We start from the raw sequence: 15,855 nt of genomic DNA, 5'->3' as shown, positions 1-15,855 counted from the left end.
GGGATCTTAAAAGCAGAGTTTGACCTGTATGGAGCCCAAACTGGCTTAAGGGAAACGACAAGAAAGATCAGGGACAATATACAAACCTATAATCAGATAAGGCCGCATGCCAGTTGTGATTATCTGACCCCGGAACAAGCGCATCTTAAACATGGTGAACTGAAAAAAAGATGGAAACCAAAAAAATATAAATCAGAGCAAAATTCAACTTGTATAACCGAATCAGGAATTACAAATTTGCATGTATAGTCAATTCAAAATTAATTCAACAACCTGTATAGCTATATACGGATAAGACACAAAGGAGTTTCAAAGGGGCTAGGGTCCTACGAGAGTCCTAGGAGAGTCCTACCAGAGTCCTAGGGGAGTCCTACCAGTCTTAGACTATCCCCGAACGATATAGCAAGGATGTACCCAAGTATGGCTATATATAACAAAAAAGACCGGCATCGCCAGTCTTTAAAATGTTTAATACCTTATATCGGAAAACTATTGTAGTACTGCAGCTTCCCTTTTTCTTTTCATGTGTCTTTGTAATCCCGATCCAGCATAATGCGGATGTTTACGCAATTCGTTGATGTTGATCCTTAATTGCTGTCCTTTACGCCATAAATATCCCCCTGCGGTTAGCGTATGTCCATTAACGGCTAGGTGAATGTTGGTGTTGTCAACTTGTGTTGCTCTTGCTGCGGCAACACAATTCTTAAAGGTTTGGATCCATCGGCCATCCAAATCATATTGGGAAATGCCCGATCTGCTTTCTGTTATTTTTGGGTCGACTGCAATCTTTTTCCTGATCACTTTACTCCATATAAAACCACCATAGGTTAAGCCTCGTCCATTGATTACGTTACGGATACCATTTTTATGGACTCTAACTGCTTTTGCTGCTTCCACGGTATTCACATGCGTATTGACCAGGTTGCCTTCAAGATCGTATTGACCTATAATATGCTGTTGTTTTGCGAGTGGCGAATGTCCGTACCATCTTTCCTTCAGTATTGGCTTTAAATCTAGCTCAGGCTCATTGCCACGACGCCATAGGTATCCACAGGCGGTAACCACTTTCCCTGTGTCCCGGGCTGCGATAGAAATGTACCCTTGAGCGGTATTCATTGCCTCTGCTGCAATTCGGGCGTTGGAATAGGTTTCCAGTAATTGGCCTGATAAGGAATAGCGGCTGACATTATAAGTACCTTTCTCTTTTTTGGTTGCCGTTATTTTGTCACGGCTCTTTTTCTTTACTTCTTCACTAAACTCTGGGAAAAATGATCTCCTTCTACCGGAGGCCATCATTCTTGCCGCTTTATCTTTTGGCGTGCCCAGCAGCAAGTTATCTGCGCTTAAGTTAAGGTTGTCTCCGTCCTTTGGAAATACTAAAAGTTGCTTATCTGAGAGGTCAAATTCGTCTACAAAACAATAATAAACTAATCTGGCAACGCTTAAGTAGTATCTTTTTTTGTTGGCAGATAAAGTGATTCCAGCATATTTTGCGGTGTCACCAGTTTGAGAGTTTTGGCTTTCGGAGATGATTGTTTTGATAATCATACCCGGTTTTTGCCTGGGGATGCCCTTTTTATCGATAGAGTTTTTCTCCAATCTACGTACTCTCCCAAAGTTAGAAACCTCGTATGGCGCATCCAGTTTTGGAATTGGGGACCATAATTCACCTGGGAGCGCTTCAGGTGAAAGGTTTTCGTATGGATAATTCATATTTGGCATATTTTGATGTAAATATATCAGATTAAGTATTTATTTGGTTAATTTTTTTTCGTTTTGTTCTTGGTTGACTTGTTTGGTGGCTTATAAACAATTTAAAATGTTTTTAGTTTACTTTTTCTTGCCTTTTTTGAAAATAAATTCCAAGCGGCAAGTGAGGGCACTGATTTGTGCTTGTTTTATCTTTTTTTGGTTTTAATGCGTGTTTTTTGTTGTGAGATTTGATTGCGTCATTTTTTTAAGTGTTAATTGTTTGTTGGGGTGGGCGTTTTTTGTGTCGAATTGTTTTTTTTTGGATGGAATTGGATGTGAATTGAATGGTATTTAGTTTTTTTTTGTTGTTATTTGCAGAAAAAACCGGTGTTTATTCTTGTTTTTGAATAAATCTGGGAATTTAAACTCTATTGTATGGCCAATAAGAAAGTATTAAAAGTCGGATTGGATTCTGCGGCGCCCTTTCCGATGCATTCCGATTACAACACTGGGAATTTTGAGGGATTTGAGGTTGATTTACTCCGGGCCATTACCAGTCACCTAAATTTAGAAGTTGAGTATGAAGTTTCTTTATGGTCTACCATATTGGAAAAGTTGTTTAAAGGCGAGCTTGATCTCATTTGCTCTGCTGTAACAGTAACTGCCTCTCGCCAGCATATTCTTGAATTTAGTAATCCATATTTATATTTCAGGTTATGTGCAGTAGTGTCAGAGCAGGATACCTTGACTGGTTTGCATCATTTTAAAAATAAGACAATAGGGGTAAGGGAAGCCACAGAGGCCGAAAAATATGTTCGGGAACAGTTTCCTTCAAACAATATCGTATACGCAGTTACCAACAAGGAACTTTATAGAAAGTTACAGGCCGGGAAAATTGACTTGTTGATTGACGATTCGCCGATAGCCGGGGGCTTTTTGCAAAAGAATAAAAAGCTAAAAATAGGAATGTTCCTGCCTAAAACAGATTCATCCTATGCCATAGCTATGAAAAAGGGTGATGTACAACTTAAGGCCCAATTTAATGAGGCAATCAGCCTGCTTAAAGAAAATGGTACTTACCAGAATATCTATAAGAAATGGTTTAGTGAGACACAGTTTTAATCTTCATCTACCACCACGGTAATGTCTTTGTCGAGTTTGATGGTGTGTAGGATTTTTGTTTTTTCGCTGTATACGATTATTTTATTCTCGTCCAGATACTGTATCAATCGATAAGGGCTTGATACCTGAATGTACCTCCATTGGGTATAAAATTGATCCTGAATTGCTTTTTCTTCGGGTAAAAAAGTAATGATTACCTCGATGTCTATCGCTTTGCTAATAAAGAAACGATCACTGATTTGTAGTGATTGTTGCCCTAAATCGGTATGGTTAAGCGATTCGAGCGCAATAGTTCTTAACTCTGCCGCAGGCTGACTTGGGTTCTTGTTGATCAGGTCTACAATGTGGTTGTTTACTTCATCCTTGTTTTTCAGGAGTTTCCCGTTGCCAACTTTTAATATTTTAAAGTAGATTTTTAATGGTCTCATGCGCGGTTGAATTGACAAGCGGATTGTTATGGCCAAATATATAAAATTTGCTTTTAATCGATCAATCCCAAATTCCATTAAAAAATTTCTTTCTAGTTAACTCTATGAAGGTGGCCTGCAACCCCTATTTACCCGGACATTACCCGGACATTACCCGGATACTACTTGGCTGGAGCCGGGTAGTATCCGCTTAACAGCCGCGTAACATCCCTTAATACGTGGTGAATTAAATTACTTCAAAGTACAATCGGTTAAAGCATGCAGTTTGACAATTAGCAGCTTAGATGATAGAAGAAGCATGCCTATGGACTCAGTTTTGGAATCAAAATACTACCTTTAATTTATGAATAAGAATAGGTTGGAAGCTTTTAGTGATGGTGTATTGGCTATTATCATCACAATCATGGTTTTAGAATTAAAAGTACCTCATGGGTCTAGTGTTGCCGCTTTAATTCCGCTGATCCCCGTATTGATGAGTTATTTGCTCAGTTTCATTTATGTAGGTATATATTGGAATAATCATCACCATATGATGATGTTGGTGAAAAAAGTAAATGGAAAAGCGTTATGGGCAAACTTGCATTTGCTTTTCTGGCTTTCTCTGTTCCCTTTTGCAACCGCATGGATGGGTGAAAACCATTATGAATCCTGGCCAGTAATTATTTATGGATTTGTCGCATTGATGGCTTCTATTGCTTATTTTATTTTGGAAAGGATATTAGTGAAACTGCATGGCCCTGATTCTGCAATTGCCCATGCTTATGGTGCCGATATTAAAGGGAAAATTTCGACAGTGATTTATATTTTGGCTATAGCAGGAAGTTTTATCAGTTCATGGATTGGTGTTGCCGGATATATATTGGTAGCTGTGGTTTGGTTTATCCCGGATACAAGGGTGGAGAAAACGCTTCAAAAGCAAGAGCTGGAATAAATGCAATAAAATTTGGATTGCATTTGACATTGCATTTCAATTAGCTTAGCTTTGCACAAAAAAATAAAGATACATGAGTGTTTTAGTAAATAAAGATTCAAAAGTTATTGTTCAGGGTTTTACTGGAAATGAGGGTACTTATCATGCTTCTCAAATGATCGAGTACGGAACTAATGTTGTTGGTGGTGTAACACCAGGCAAAGGCGGACAAACTCATTTAGATAAACCGGTATTTAATACCGTAAAGGATGCGGTTGATCAAGCCGGCGCAAATGTATCTATCATTTTTGTTCCACCTGCATTTGCAGCAGATGCTATTATGGAAGCTGCTGAAGCTGGAATTAAAGTTATTGTTTGTATTACTGAAGGTATCCCTACTAAGGATATGATTCAGGTTAAAGAATATATTTCTGACAAAGATTGCCGTTTAATCGGTCCTAACTGTCCAGGTGTAATTACTGCTGATGAAGCTAAAGTTGGTATCATGCCAGGTTTTATCTTCAAAAAAGGTACTGTAGGTGTTGTATCTAAATCAGGTACTTTAACTTACGAAGCTGTTGATCAGGTAGTGAAAGCTGGATTAGGTATCACTACTGCTATTGGTATTGGTGGTGACCCAATCATTGGAACAACTACTAAAGAAGCGGTTGAATTGTTAATGAACGATCCTGAAACTGAAGGTATCATCATGATTGGTGAAATTGGTGGTGGCATGGAAGCGGAAGCTGCACTTTGGATTAAAGAAAACGGTACTAAACCAGTAGTTGGTTTCATCGCTGGTCAAACTGCTCCTGCTGGACGTAGAATGGGACATGCTGGTGCTATTGTTGGCGGTGCTGATGATACTGCTGCTGCAAAAATGAAAATTATGGCTGAGTGTGGTATCCGTGTTGTGGAAAGTCCTGCAGAGATTGGCGCAGCAATGGCTGAGCTATTAAAAAAATAACTGTTACAAAAAAAACCTTCTTGTATAAATTAAAAAGCTCCGGTGATTTATTTCATCGGAGTTTTTTTATTTGTTACCCATGTAGACCTTAGGATGAGCTATTTAGAACTGACATTCATATTACAACCCCGGGAATGCTTTTTACGTATCTTGTATTAAATAACATACACGCAAATGAAAGCTTTAATCAATAAAACATTTATGTTTGCTGCGCTGTTGGTTTTAGTAAATCTGATAGCCTGTGGTCAGCAGCCGCAAAAAAAGGATACAAAAAAAACAACCAGGAATATGGAGTGGAATAAATTAACTAAGGAAGAAGAGGATATCATTGTTCGTAAAGGGACCGAGTATCCGGGCACTGGAAAGTTGCTGAACAATAAGGAAAGTGGTACTTATGTCTGTAGACGTTGCAATGCTCCTTTGTATCGGTCTGAATCTAAGTTTGAATCGCATTGTGGATGGCCGAGTTTTGATGATGAGATCAAAGGTGCAGTAGAAAGAATTTCTGATGCAGATGGGATGCGTACAGAGATTGTATGTGCAAAATGTAAAGGACATTTGGGGCACGTATTTCTAGGGGAAGGTTTTACTGATAAAAATACGCGTCACTGTGTGAATTCTATTTCTATGGATTTTGTGCTTGATAAGAAATAATATTTTTCTCAACAATATTATTATAGTGCCCGATGATAACTTGTCGGGCATTTCTTGTTTTTAAGTATTTAATTTACTTATGTTTGTCAGCTCACCAACAATAGTAAATATGAAGTATTGTTTATTGTTATGCGGTATGCTAATTTCTTTTCTGGGTTTTTCTCAGGATATTTCAGATCAGCCGGATTCAAAAACGGTTGTTGATTCAGTAGCATCCTCATCCAATCACTCTTCTAAATTAATCTCAAAAACTGTTTACGCAACATATTATCATCGCAAATTTGAAGGACGCAAAACTACAAGTGGCGCACGGTACCGTAGAAGTAAAATGACGGCCGCCCATATGAAGTTGCCTTTTGGAACTATTGTGACAGTAACGAATCCAACAAATGGTGAATCTGTAGATGTTGAAATCAATGACAGGGGGCCACATTCGAGAAAATTCAAAATAGATCTTTCTGAGGCTGCGGCCAAAGCAATTGGTATTTATGGAAAAGGAGTGGCTAAGGTTGAAATTAGTTACCTTCCTGATACAGATTAGCATTTTTAACTTTAACTGCGTTATAGTCAGTTTCTTGAATTTATTAACACCATTTTCAGAGTTTCTCTCCTTACAAAAAGAAATAAATACCAACATTTCAGGGTAATGGGTGTGTCAATTTCTCCTTTTAGTGTTGATAAAAATGCCCGCTTGTTAACAACTATTGTTCTCTTATCAGAGCGGCAGACTTTATATTTGTTTACATAAAGTTCTTTAGTAAACCACTCAAAGATTTTTAGTTAAAGTTGTAATATTTAGTTGCTTAAGGTTGTTGGATAAATTGATGTCTTTTAAACTTTTTATAACTAGGTATGGATTGCTTGGCTGCCGGATTTACTAGCGCTTTATAAAGTCAATATACATTTACCTTATTAAAATAGATGCTTATGCAAGAAGAAGAAGTATTATTAAAAGAAAACAAAGACAGATTTGTTCTTTTGCCGATTAAATATCCTGAAATCTGGGAAATGTATAAGAAGACCGAGGCCAGTTTTTGGACTGCTGAGGAAATTGACCTTTCGGATGACCAAAAGCATTGGGATAATCTGAATGATGGAGAAAGACATTTTATTTCACATATTCTTGCTTTCTTTTCAGCCAGCGATGGTATTGTAAATGAAAACCTTGCAGTAAACTTCATGAGTGAAGTGCAGTTGCCTGAGGCACGTTGCTTTTATGGTTTCCAGATCATGATGGAAAATATCCACGCAGAGACTTATGCCTTGTTGATTGATACTTATATCAAAGATCCGGAAGAAAAGGACAGATTGTTCCACGCTATTGATACTGTTCCTGCAGTAAAGAGAAAAGCGGAATGGGCTTTACGTTGGATTGAGAACGGTACTTTTGCAGAGCGTTTGGTAGCATTTGCTGCAGTAGAAGGAATTTTCTTTAGCGGTAGTTTCTGCTCTATATTCTGGCTAAAGAAACGTGGTTTAATGCCAGGACTTACCTTTAGTAATGAGTTGATATCGAGAGATGAAGGTGCCCATTGTGAGTTTGCTTGTCTGTTGTATAAAATGCTTAAAAACAGATTAAGCGAAGAGCAAGTTCATTCGATCATTAAGGATGCAGTAGAAATTGAGAAAGAATTTATTACGGATGCATTGCCTGTTGCCTTGATCGGAATGAATGCTAAATTAATGTCGCAATACATTGAGTTTGTTGCCGACAGATGGTTGCAAGAATTAGGTTATACCAAAGTATATAATGCAACTAATCCGTTTGATTTTATGGAGATGATTTCTTTACAAGGTAAAACCAACTTCTTTGAAAAAAGAGTAGGTGATTATCAGAAAAGTGGTGTGTTGACTTCAACAGAGGATAAAGCAGCTGCATTCTCATTAGATGATGATTTTTAGTCCTTATCGGGGTTAGACGATAAGAAAATAAATAATAATTGTAATTCGGTGCCTATGTTGAGTTTCTGCTCTAAAACTCAAAAAGCAATTAAATACTTGAAAATATGTTCGTAATAAAAAGAGATGGCCGCAAGGAAGCGGTAAGATTTGATAAAATAACGGCTCGGGTGGAGAAGTTATGCTATGGTTTTAATGCTGAACTTGTAGATCCGATCGATGTTGCCAAGAAGGTGATCGAGGGTTTGTATGACGGTGTTACAACTTCAGAGTTAGATAATCTTGCAGCAGAAACCGCAGCTTCTTTAACTACAAAACATCCTGATTATGCCCTGCTGGCTTCTCGTATAGCAGTGTCTAACCTTCATAAAAACACGACAAAGTCATTCTCCAAAACTATGGAGATGTTATATAATTATATCGACGCTAAAACTGGTAAACCGGCATCGCTAATTGCAGATGATGTTTGGGAAGTGATCGAGAAGAATGCTGACATTTTAGACAGTACAATTATATATGACAGGGATTTTGGTTTTGACTACTTCGGTTTCAAAACTTTAGAAAAATCTTACTTGTTAAAAGTTGAAGGACAGATTGTGGAACGTCCTCAGCATTTGTTTATGCGTGTTGCTGTAGGGATCCATAAAGGTGATATCGATAGCGCGATTCAAACGTATAATTTGATGAGTGAGCGTTGGTTTACACATGCAACACCAACCTTGTTTAATGCGGCTACGCCTAAACCTCAAATGTCTTCTTGCTTTTTACTAACCATGCAGGATGATAGTATTGAAGGAATTTATGATACGTTAAAACAAACGGCTAAAATCTCTCAGAGTGCTGGTGGTATTGGTTTAAGCATTCATAACATTAGAGCTACAGGATCTTATATTGGTGGTACCAATGGTACTAGTAATGGTATTGTGCCAATGTTGAAAGTATTTAACGATACGGCACGTTATGTAGATCAGGGTGGAGGTAAACGTAAAGGTGCCTTTGCAATCTACTTAGAGCCTTGGCATGCTGATGTATTTAGTTTCTTAGACTTACGTAAAAACCATGGTAAAGAAGAATTACGTGCACGTGATTTGTTCTATGCGCTTTGGGTTTGCGATTTGTTTATGAGACGCGTGGAAGAGAATGGCGATTGGAGCTTGTTCTGTCCGCATGAAGCACCTGGTTTAGCAGATTGCTTTGGTGAAGAGTTTGATGCTTTATATGAGCGTTACGAAAAAGAAGGAAGAGCACGTAAAACCATCAAAGCTCAAGAGTTGTGGTTTGCTATTCTGGATTCTCAAATTGAAACCGGTACACCTTATTTATTGTATAAAGATGCTGCCAACAGCAAATCTAACCAGCAAAACCTGGGTACAATTAAAAGCTCTAACCTTTGTACAGAAATTATTGAGTACACATCTAAAGATGAAGTTGCGGTTTGTAACCTGGCCTCACTTGCTTTACCAAGATATGTAATCAACGGTGAATTTGATCACCAAAAATTATATGATGTAACGTATCAGGCTACAGTAAACCTGAACAAAATTATAGATTATAACTACTATCCAGTAGAAGAGGCTAAAAACTCTAATATGCGTCACAGACCAATTGGTTTGGGGGTACAGGGCTTAGCTGATGCCTTTATCTTAATGCGTTTGCCTTTTGAAAGTGAAGGTGCTCGGATCTTAAATAAAGAGATCTTTGAAACGATCTACTTTGCTGCTATGACTGCTTCTAATGACTTGGCTGTTAAGCATGGTCCATATGAGACCTTTGGTGGTTCTCCTTTGTCTAAAGGTAAATTCCAGTTTGATCTTTGGAACGTACAACCAGATAGCGGTCGTTGGGATTGGGAATCTTTACGTGCGAAAGTAGTGAAAGATGGTGCTTACAACTCTTTATTGGTTGCGCCAATGCCTACAGCTTCTACTTCACAGATTTTGGGTAACAACGAATGTTTTGAGCCTTACACTTCTAATATTTATACCAGAAGGGTATTGAGCGGTGAATTTATCGTTGTAAACAAACACTTATTGAAAGATTTAGTAGCATTGGGTTTATGGACTCCAGCTATGAAAGACAGGATTATTTTGGCTAATGGTTCTATTCAGGACATTGCTGAGATCCCTGATTATATCAAAGAATTATACAAAACAGTTTGGGAGATCAAAATGCGTAGCATTATTGATATGGCTGCCGACAGGGGTGCTTACATCTGCCAGTCGCAATCACTAAACTTGTTTATCAACGCTCCAAATACTTCAAAACTAACTTCGATGCACTTCTATGCATGGAAAAAGGGATTGAAAACTGGAATGTACTACCTGCGTACTCAGGCAGCTTCTCAAGCTGTTAAGTTCACAGTAGAAAATCAAGCTGGTAAAAATATGGAACCTGTAATTCCTGAGCACATCGAACAAAGTGCTGAAGAAATTGCAGAAGGTCCTACTTGCTCAATGGAGGAAGGCTGCATCAGCTGTTCAGGTTAATCATTCAGATTGATATATCTACAAAGGAGTAAGGAGCAATTCTTACTCCTTTTTTTTTATGGTATATTTGCATTCTAATCAATGATATTGGCTTCTTAATTCTGATTCCTTTAAATGGCAAAACATGAAATTATACCCTGCGAGCGATGCAATACTCCTATAGAGTGTAAGGCGAACTCGTATACTAAATGCCAGTGTAGTGTGATTCAGCTTGATTTAAACGAGGTGCAATACATTAGTGAGCTATATGATGGCTGCCTTTGCGCTAAGTGTTTGTTTGAACTACAACAGGAATATAGAGCTGATGTAACGTCTTAATACCTAGTTATGTAATTTGTTTTTATTGTATATATTAGAGCAAATATATGCTCTGTATGCAAAAGAATTTTTTTGTTTTCTTTTTATTAGTTGTGGTTACAATGACCACCCGAGGACAGGTTTCTACCATCTCTGATTTAATTAAAAATAGAAATAGTTTACAAGAAAAAGCTCCCAGAGAGAAGTTATATCTTCATCTGGATAAGCAAAATTACCTGGCTACGGATACGATCTGGTATAAGGCTTATTTAACAAAAGCCTTAAATAATAACTATTCCACATTAAGTGGGGTTATGTATCTGGAACTTTTTGATGGGAAAAATGAACTGGTTAAACGTTATACTACGCCTACAAAGTATGGTTTTGCATGGGGGCAAATTGCGCTTGACCCTCAGATGATGCTGTCTGGAACATATGTTTTAAGAGCTTATACGAATTGGATGCGGAATTTTGGGGATAGCCTGCTCTTTGAAAGGGAAATCCGTATCGGCAATTCCGATAATAGTGTAGCTGTTGCTTCAGGTTCTTCAAAATCACAAAGCAAGATCAATTCTCCAGATCTTCAATTCCTTCCTGAAGGTGGTGTTTGGGTAAATGGAATTAAACAACGTTTGGGTTTTAAGGCAATTAATGAACAAGGTAAAGGGATAGATCTAAGTGGAAAGATTTTAAATGATAAAAATGAAGTCGTAGCAACATTTAATCCCATTTATAAAGGAATGGGATTTGTAGATTTTACGCCAAATGCAGGGGAGATTTATTCCGCTGTTTTGCAGAACGGTAGTCGCTATCCATTACCAAAAACGAAGTTGAGCGGAATCATTTTACAAGTTAATAATGTTGAAAAGTCCGATAGTTTGCAACTTACTATAAATGGAACTCAGGATGTATTGACGACTCCTAAAAATTACTTTTTAATCGGTGAGTCTAGAGGTATGATATGTTTTGGCGTAAAGTTGAGACTTAAAGGGCAACCTAGAAAGATCAATATTGCTAAAGACGCATTTCCGACAGGCATTAGTCGTTTAATATTACTAGATGAGCAACTGAAGCCTATAAATGAACGTCTCGCCTTTATCAATCATCATGACCAGTTAAAGATTGCCTTAAATCCCAGTAAGCAGAAGTATAGCATCCGGGATAAGGTTGACCTGAAAATTAATGTGACAGATCAGTTTGGAAAACCGCTAAGAGGAGCTTTTTCTATTGCTGTAACCGATGATCAGCAAGTTTTAAGGGATAGTCTTAACGATGAAAATATAGTTAACTATCAACTTTTAACTTCAGATTTAAGAGGGAATGTAGAAAGCCCAAATTATTATTTTAGTGGACAACATGCAGCTGCGCTCGATGCATTGTTGCTTACCCAGGGCTGGGTAAGTTATGACCTCCCTACCAAAATGAAGTTTAGTGCCGAATCTGATTATCAAGTGTCGGGAAAAGTTACAAATGTATTCAATAAGCCTATGGCGAGAACCAGTGTAATGTTATTTGGCTCGGGAAGACGTCCCATTATTATCGACACTTTAACCGATGAGTCGGGCCGGTTTACATTCAATAAACTGCCTGTATTTGATAGCGATAGCGCTTCTTTTGTAATCAGGGCATTGAACAAAAATAAAAAGACATTTGGTGTGGGCTTGGAAGTCTATGATTATAAAGCATTGGATCGGCCATCCAGAATTTTAAGCAGTAAATCAACTCATTTGGATACTGTATTTGCTGCTTTCACGACGGCTCAGCGTGATAATTATAAACGTGGTGGTGGAAGTCAATTACAGGAAGTTGTCATCAATTCGAAAAAAGCGATTCGTGGCTCAAAAAATTTGAATGGCCCGGGTGAGGCAGATTATATTTTAACCGATTCGGAACTTTCAAAAGAACCTAGAATGTCATTGGAATCATTTCTGATGAGGAATTTGAAGGGATTTAGAGCTGGCTATCCCAAACGGCAGGCTGCTGCTGGGTTATCTGGAAAGGCAGGTCAGGGCATTCAATTTGATCCGAGTAAAGCAAGGGATTATGTTTTAAATAATAAGAAGGTTCGGTTAATTATAGATGGTATTGATGCTGATATGAGTTTCAATATGGAAAGAGAAGCAGGTACAGGGGATCATTATGATTTTTTAAGGGAAATTATGGGTTATTACACTGCCGATGATATTAGGGGAATTGAAGTGATGCAAAGTCCCAGATATAATCAAAATTACATGGCTAATTTTGCACCGGATTTGAGATTCAGGGCCGATCCGGTAAATGATACTGATCTTGCCTTTATTGCCATTACCACAAAAAATGGTGATGGACCGTTTATAAAGAGAAGGCCGGGCATATACATGTATCGCCCATTAAAGGTCAATTATGCCGAGCAGTTTTATAGCCCGCTTTACACAGCAAAAGAAAAACCGGCAAAGCCTACAGATTTTCGGTCGACTATTTACTGGAATCCTAACATCACGACCAATGAAAAGGGGGAAGCGAATGTCTCTTTTTTCTGTTCCGATCAGAAGGGAAAATATACCATTTGGATAGAAGGAACGACAATGTCGGATCAATTTGGGGTTAAAGTTCAAAAAGTTGTGATTGAGTAAAAGAACTGCTTGGTTTTTTATTTTAACTTTGCATATCAAATTTTAAAGAATGGCTAAAGTACAGGTTGGGCTGGTACAGATGAGTTGTACCGGAAATAAACAAGAAAATTTAGATAAGGCAATTGTTAAGATCAGGGAGATTGCAGCAATGGGAGCACAGGTAGTGTGTTTGCAAGAACTATTTACCTCTTTATATTTTTGCGATGAAGAAAACTATGATAATTTTAAACTTGCAGAAGCGATTCCGGGCCCATCAACAGATGTGCTTACGAAGGTTGCTGCAGAGTTGAATGTAGTTATTGTAGCTTCGCTGTTTGAAAAAAGAGCCGAAGGCTTGTATCATAACACCACTGCTGTTTTAGATGCAGATGGTACTTATCTGGGTAAATATCGCAAAATGCATATTCCTGATGATCCAGGTTTTTATGAGAAGTTTTACTTCACTCCGGGTGATTTAGGTTACAAAGTATTTAAAACTAAATATGCTAAAATAGGTGTGTTGATTTGCTGGGATCAATGGTATCCTGAAGCTGCACGTCTTACGGCTTTAATGGGTGCCGATTTTCTGGTATATCCAACTGCTATTGGTTGGGCAACCACACAAGATGAGCAAACTAACACCGAACAGTATAACGCATGGCAAACCATTCAACGTTCGCATGCGATAGCGAATGGTGTTCCAGTAGTAAGTGTTAACCGTGTTGGTGAAGAAGCAGGGGTTGAATTTTGGGGTGGATCTTTTGTATCTAATCCATTTGGAAGTTTATTGTACCAGGCGCCTCATAATGAGGAAACACTAAAAGTTGTAGAACTTGATTTGTCTAAGTCTGACAGTTATAGAACGCATTGGCCGTTTTTACGTGATAGGCGTATTGATAGCTACTCTCAGATTACAAAAAGGTATATTGACGAAGATTAACACTTACAGATGTCAGCATTTAACGACGTAAAATTTTACAACAGCCCTAGAAACAGAAGCTATAGCTTCCCTGCTGAATGGGAACCCCATGAAGCTACCTGGCTTAGCTGGCCTCACAAAGAAGCCTCATGGCCTGGAAAATTAGATAAGATCTATGGTCCCTATTGTCAGTTTATTAAAATAATTGCCGAAGGTGAAAAGGTAAGGATTAACGTGAATGACGAAGAGATGAAGGCTTTTGCTATTTCTGAAATTGAAAAGGCAGGCGTTGATATGAGTCAGGTTGAGTTTTATTTTTTTCCGACCAATGATGCCTGGTGCAGGGATCATGGGCCTGCATTTTTGATGGATGTTTATTTCCATGAGAAAGCGGTTGTAGACTGGGGATATAATGCCTGGGGAAATAAATATCCTCCGTATGACCTGGATGATGACATTCCAACCAAGATCGCAAACCATTTTGAGTTGCCTTTATATTATCCTGAGATTGTAATGGAGGGTGGTTCTGTTGAATTTAATGGGGACGGCACTATTTTAACTACTACTGCTTGTTTGTTAAATAAAAACAGAAATCCGCATTTAACTAAAGAAGAGATCGAGGCTTACTTAATTAATTTTTATGGTGCAGACCAGATTTTATGGTTGGGTGAAGGGATAGTTGGTGATGATACTGATGGCCATATTGATGACATTACGCGTTTTGTGAGCGTAGATACGGTGTTGACTGTGGTAGAAAGTAATCCGCTGGATGAAAACTATCTAATTCTTCAGGAGAATCTGGAGGCATTAAAGGCCATGCGTTTGTATGGTGATAGGCCATTAAATATTGTGGAGCTGCCAATGCCTTCGCCAGTTATTCATGAAGACACACGTTTACCTGCTTCTTATGCTAATTTTTACATTGCTAATGCGGCGGTAATTGTACCAACGTTTAGAGATGTAAACGACGAGATCGCTTTAGAGATTATTCAAAGTGTATTCCCGGATAGAAAAGTGGTTGGCATAGATTCAACAGACATTATATGGGGACTGGGAAGCTTTCACTGTTTAAGTCAGCAAGAGCCGGCAAAACAAGACGGCGGATATAGGTCTCCAGGCGATCCAATTTAAATTATATATATGAAATTATTAGAAGGAAAAACAGCACTTATTACAGGTGCTTCTAAAGGGATAGGCCGCAAAATAGCGGAAGAATTTGCAGCACAGGGTGCTAATGTAGCTTTTACTTATTTATCATCTGTGGAAAAGGGACAAGCTTTAGAACAGGAATTACAAAGTTTTGGAACAAAAGTAAAGGGTTATCGCTCTGATGCTTCTAAATTTGATGAAGCGGATCAATTGATCAACGATATTGTAGCTGATTTTGGCGCCTTGGATATTGTGGTTAACAACGCAGGGATTACCAAAGACGGTTTATTGATGCGTATGAGCGAAGAGAACTGGGATGATGTGATCAATGTTAATTTAAAATCGGTATTTAACGTATGTAAAGCTGCTTCTAAGGTGATGATGAAGGCACGTAAGGGTTCTATCATCAACATGAGTTCTGTAGTAGGTGTTCAAGGAAATGCTGGGCAAGCTAACTATGCGGCCTCAAAAGCGGGTATCATTGGCTTCTCTAAATCATTGGCTAAAGAATTGGGGTCACGTAATATTCGTACCAATGTGGTGGCTCCCGGTTTTATCCGTACCGAAATGACGGATGTATTGGATCCTAAAGTTGTTAAAGGTTGGGAAGAGGGTATTCCATTGAAAAGAGCAGGGGAGCCTGAAGATGTAGCTAATGTATGTGTATTCTTAGCTTCAGATATGAGTTCGTATGTAACCGGACAAGTATTGTCTGTTTGCGGCGGAATGTTATAAGGAAAA

At 38.3% G+C, this 15,855-nt stretch carries 15 protein-coding genes; 13 read left to right on the top strand and 2 right to left on the bottom strand.

Annotation, left to right across the window (positions count from 1 at the left end; translation table 11 throughout):
• On the top strand, positions 1–249 hold a 249-nt coding region (locus EZ444_RS27485; protein WP_394365958.1), incomplete at its 5' end, for an integrase core domain-containing protein.
• A 240-nt stretch (positions 250–489) separates the two neighbouring features.
• Here EZ444_RS27485 and EZ444_RS23155 read toward each other — a convergent pair.
• Positions 490–1,713 carry an NUMOD1 domain-containing DNA-binding protein gene (locus tag EZ444_RS23155; RefSeq protein WP_165503706.1) on the bottom strand — a complete coding sequence of 408 codons (1,224 nt, stop codon included), beginning with the start codon at positions 1,711–1,713 and terminating at the stop codon, positions 490–492.
• Positions 1,714–2,127: 414 nt separating this feature from the next.
• Between EZ444_RS23155 and EZ444_RS23150 the strand changes: the two genes are divergently transcribed.
• Positions 2,128–2,814, top strand: a complete 687-nt coding sequence (locus EZ444_RS23150; protein ID WP_131611829.1) for a substrate-binding periplasmic protein — start codon at positions 2,128–2,130, stop codon at positions 2,812–2,814.
• Here EZ444_RS23150 and EZ444_RS23145 read toward each other — a convergent pair.
• Complete coding sequence (locus EZ444_RS23145) at positions 2,811–3,242, bottom strand: hypothetical protein (RefSeq protein ID WP_131611827.1); 432 nt, start codon at positions 3,240–3,242, stop codon at positions 2,811–2,813. The two genes, EZ444_RS23150 and EZ444_RS23145, sit on opposite strands and share 4 nt — an antisense overlap.
• A gap of 343 nt (positions 3,243–3,585) precedes the next feature.
• On the opposite strand from EZ444_RS23145, the gene EZ444_RS23140 reads away from it, so the two are divergent.
• From EZ444_RS23140 to fabG, 11 genes are all read left to right on the top strand, one after another.
• On the top strand, positions 3,586–4,173 hold the full coding sequence (locus tag EZ444_RS23140; protein ID WP_131611825.1) for a TMEM175 family protein: 588 nt from the start codon (positions 3,586–3,588) through the stop codon (positions 4,171–4,173).
• A 73-nt stretch (positions 4,174–4,246) separates the two neighbouring features.
• Entirely contained in the window at positions 4,247–5,119 is an 873-nt protein-coding gene (gene sucD / locus EZ444_RS23135; RefSeq protein WP_131611823.1) for a succinate--CoA ligase subunit alpha, read from the top strand.
• 174 nt (positions 5,120–5,293) lie between these two features.
• On the top strand, positions 5,294–5,773 hold the full coding sequence (locus EZ444_RS23130) for a methionine-R-sulfoxide reductase (RefSeq protein ID WP_131611821.1): 480 nt from the start codon (positions 5,294–5,296) through the stop codon (positions 5,771–5,773).
• 136 nt (positions 5,774–5,909) lie between these two features.
• Positions 5,910–6,314 carry a septal ring lytic transglycosylase RlpA family protein gene (locus EZ444_RS23125; protein ID WP_131611819.1) on the top strand — a complete coding sequence of 135 codons (405 nt, stop codon included), beginning with the start codon at positions 5,910–5,912 and terminating at the stop codon, positions 6,312–6,314.
• A 386-nt stretch (positions 6,315–6,700) separates the two neighbouring features.
• Positions 6,701–7,675, top strand: a complete 975-nt coding sequence (locus tag EZ444_RS23120) for a ribonucleoside-diphosphate reductase small subunit (protein WP_131611817.1) — start codon at positions 6,701–6,703, stop codon at positions 7,673–7,675.
• Positions 7,676–7,779: 104 nt separating this feature from the next.
• Positions 7,780–10,158, top strand: coding sequence for a ribonucleoside-diphosphate reductase subunit alpha (locus tag EZ444_RS23115; RefSeq protein WP_131611816.1), 2,379 nt, complete (start codon positions 7,780–7,782; stop codon positions 10,156–10,158).
• A gap of 114 nt (positions 10,159–10,272) precedes the next feature.
• On the top strand, positions 10,273–10,476 hold the full coding sequence (locus tag EZ444_RS23110; protein ID WP_131611814.1) for a cysteine-rich CWC family protein: 204 nt from the start codon (positions 10,273–10,275) through the stop codon (positions 10,474–10,476).
• A gap of 56 nt (positions 10,477–10,532) precedes the next feature.
• Positions 10,533–13,067, top strand: coding sequence for a carboxypeptidase-like regulatory domain-containing protein (locus EZ444_RS23105; protein ID WP_131611812.1), 2,535 nt, complete (start codon positions 10,533–10,535; stop codon positions 13,065–13,067).
• A 49-nt stretch (positions 13,068–13,116) separates the two neighbouring features.
• Positions 13,117–13,986: a carbon-nitrogen hydrolase gene (locus EZ444_RS23100; protein ID WP_131611810.1), complete on the top strand. Its 870-nt coding sequence runs from the start codon at positions 13,117–13,119 to the stop codon at positions 13,984–13,986.
• 9 nt (positions 13,987–13,995) lie between these two features.
• Positions 13,996–15,096 carry an agmatine deiminase family protein gene (locus EZ444_RS23095; protein WP_131611808.1) on the top strand — a complete coding sequence of 367 codons (1,101 nt, stop codon included), beginning with the start codon at positions 13,996–13,998 and terminating at the stop codon, positions 15,094–15,096.
• Between the two features lie 9 nt (positions 15,097–15,105).
• Positions 15,106–15,849 (top strand): 3-oxoacyl-[acyl-carrier-protein] reductase, encoded by a 744-nt coding sequence (fabG, locus tag EZ444_RS23090; protein WP_131611805.1) that lies wholly within the window; start codon positions 15,106–15,108, stop codon positions 15,847–15,849.
• Positions 15,850–15,855: the final 6 nt, after the last annotated feature.

The organism is Pedobacter hiemivivus (assembly GCF_004331685.1).
In the GTDB taxonomy this organism is placed as follows: domain Bacteria; phylum Bacteroidota; class Bacteroidia; order Sphingobacteriales; family Sphingobacteriaceae; genus Pedobacter; species Pedobacter hiemivivus.
The sequence above is the reverse complement of the archived record's forward strand: the minus strand, read 5'-3'. Positions and strand labels throughout refer to the sequence as shown.

What these genes read in the sequence shown, in the direction of transcription:
- EZ444_RS23155 (WP_165503706.1), bottom strand. Translation starts at nt 1,713, where the DNA reads ATGAATTATCCATACGAAAACCTTTCACCTGAAGCGCTCCCAGGTGAA.
- EZ444_RS23150 (WP_131611829.1), top strand. Translation starts at nt 2,128, where the DNA reads ATGGCCAATAAGAAAGTATTAAAAGTCGGATTGGATTCTGCGGCGCCC.
- EZ444_RS23145 (WP_131611827.1), bottom strand. Translation starts at nt 3,242, where the DNA reads ATGAGACCATTAAAAATCTACTTTAAAATATTAAAAGTTGGCAACGGG.
- EZ444_RS23140 (WP_131611825.1), top strand. Translation starts at nt 3,586, where the DNA reads ATGAATAAGAATAGGTTGGAAGCTTTTAGTGATGGTGTATTGGCTATT.
- sucD (WP_131611823.1), top strand. Translation starts at nt 4,247, where the DNA reads ATGAGTGTTTTAGTAAATAAAGATTCAAAAGTTATTGTTCAGGGTTTT.
- EZ444_RS23130 (WP_131611821.1), top strand. Translation starts at nt 5,294, where the DNA reads ATGAAAGCTTTAATCAATAAAACATTTATGTTTGCTGCGCTGTTGGTT.
- EZ444_RS23125 (WP_131611819.1), top strand. Translation starts at nt 5,910, where the DNA reads ATGCTAATTTCTTTTCTGGGTTTTTCTCAGGATATTTCAGATCAGCCG.
- EZ444_RS23120 (WP_131611817.1), top strand. Translation starts at nt 6,701, where the DNA reads ATGCAAGAAGAAGAAGTATTATTAAAAGAAAACAAAGACAGATTTGTT.
- EZ444_RS23115 (WP_131611816.1), top strand. Translation starts at nt 7,780, where the DNA reads ATGTTCGTAATAAAAAGAGATGGCCGCAAGGAAGCGGTAAGATTTGAT.
- EZ444_RS23110 (WP_131611814.1), top strand. Translation starts at nt 10,273, where the DNA reads ATGGCAAAACATGAAATTATACCCTGCGAGCGATGCAATACTCCTATA.
- EZ444_RS23105 (WP_131611812.1), top strand. Translation starts at nt 10,533, where the DNA reads ATGCAAAAGAATTTTTTTGTTTTCTTTTTATTAGTTGTGGTTACAATG.
- EZ444_RS23100 (WP_131611810.1), top strand. Translation starts at nt 13,117, where the DNA reads ATGGCTAAAGTACAGGTTGGGCTGGTACAGATGAGTTGTACCGGAAAT.
- EZ444_RS23095 (WP_131611808.1), top strand. Translation starts at nt 13,996, where the DNA reads ATGTCAGCATTTAACGACGTAAAATTTTACAACAGCCCTAGAAACAGA.
- fabG (WP_131611805.1), top strand. Translation starts at nt 15,106, where the DNA reads ATGAAATTATTAGAAGGAAAAACAGCACTTATTACAGGTGCTTCTAAA.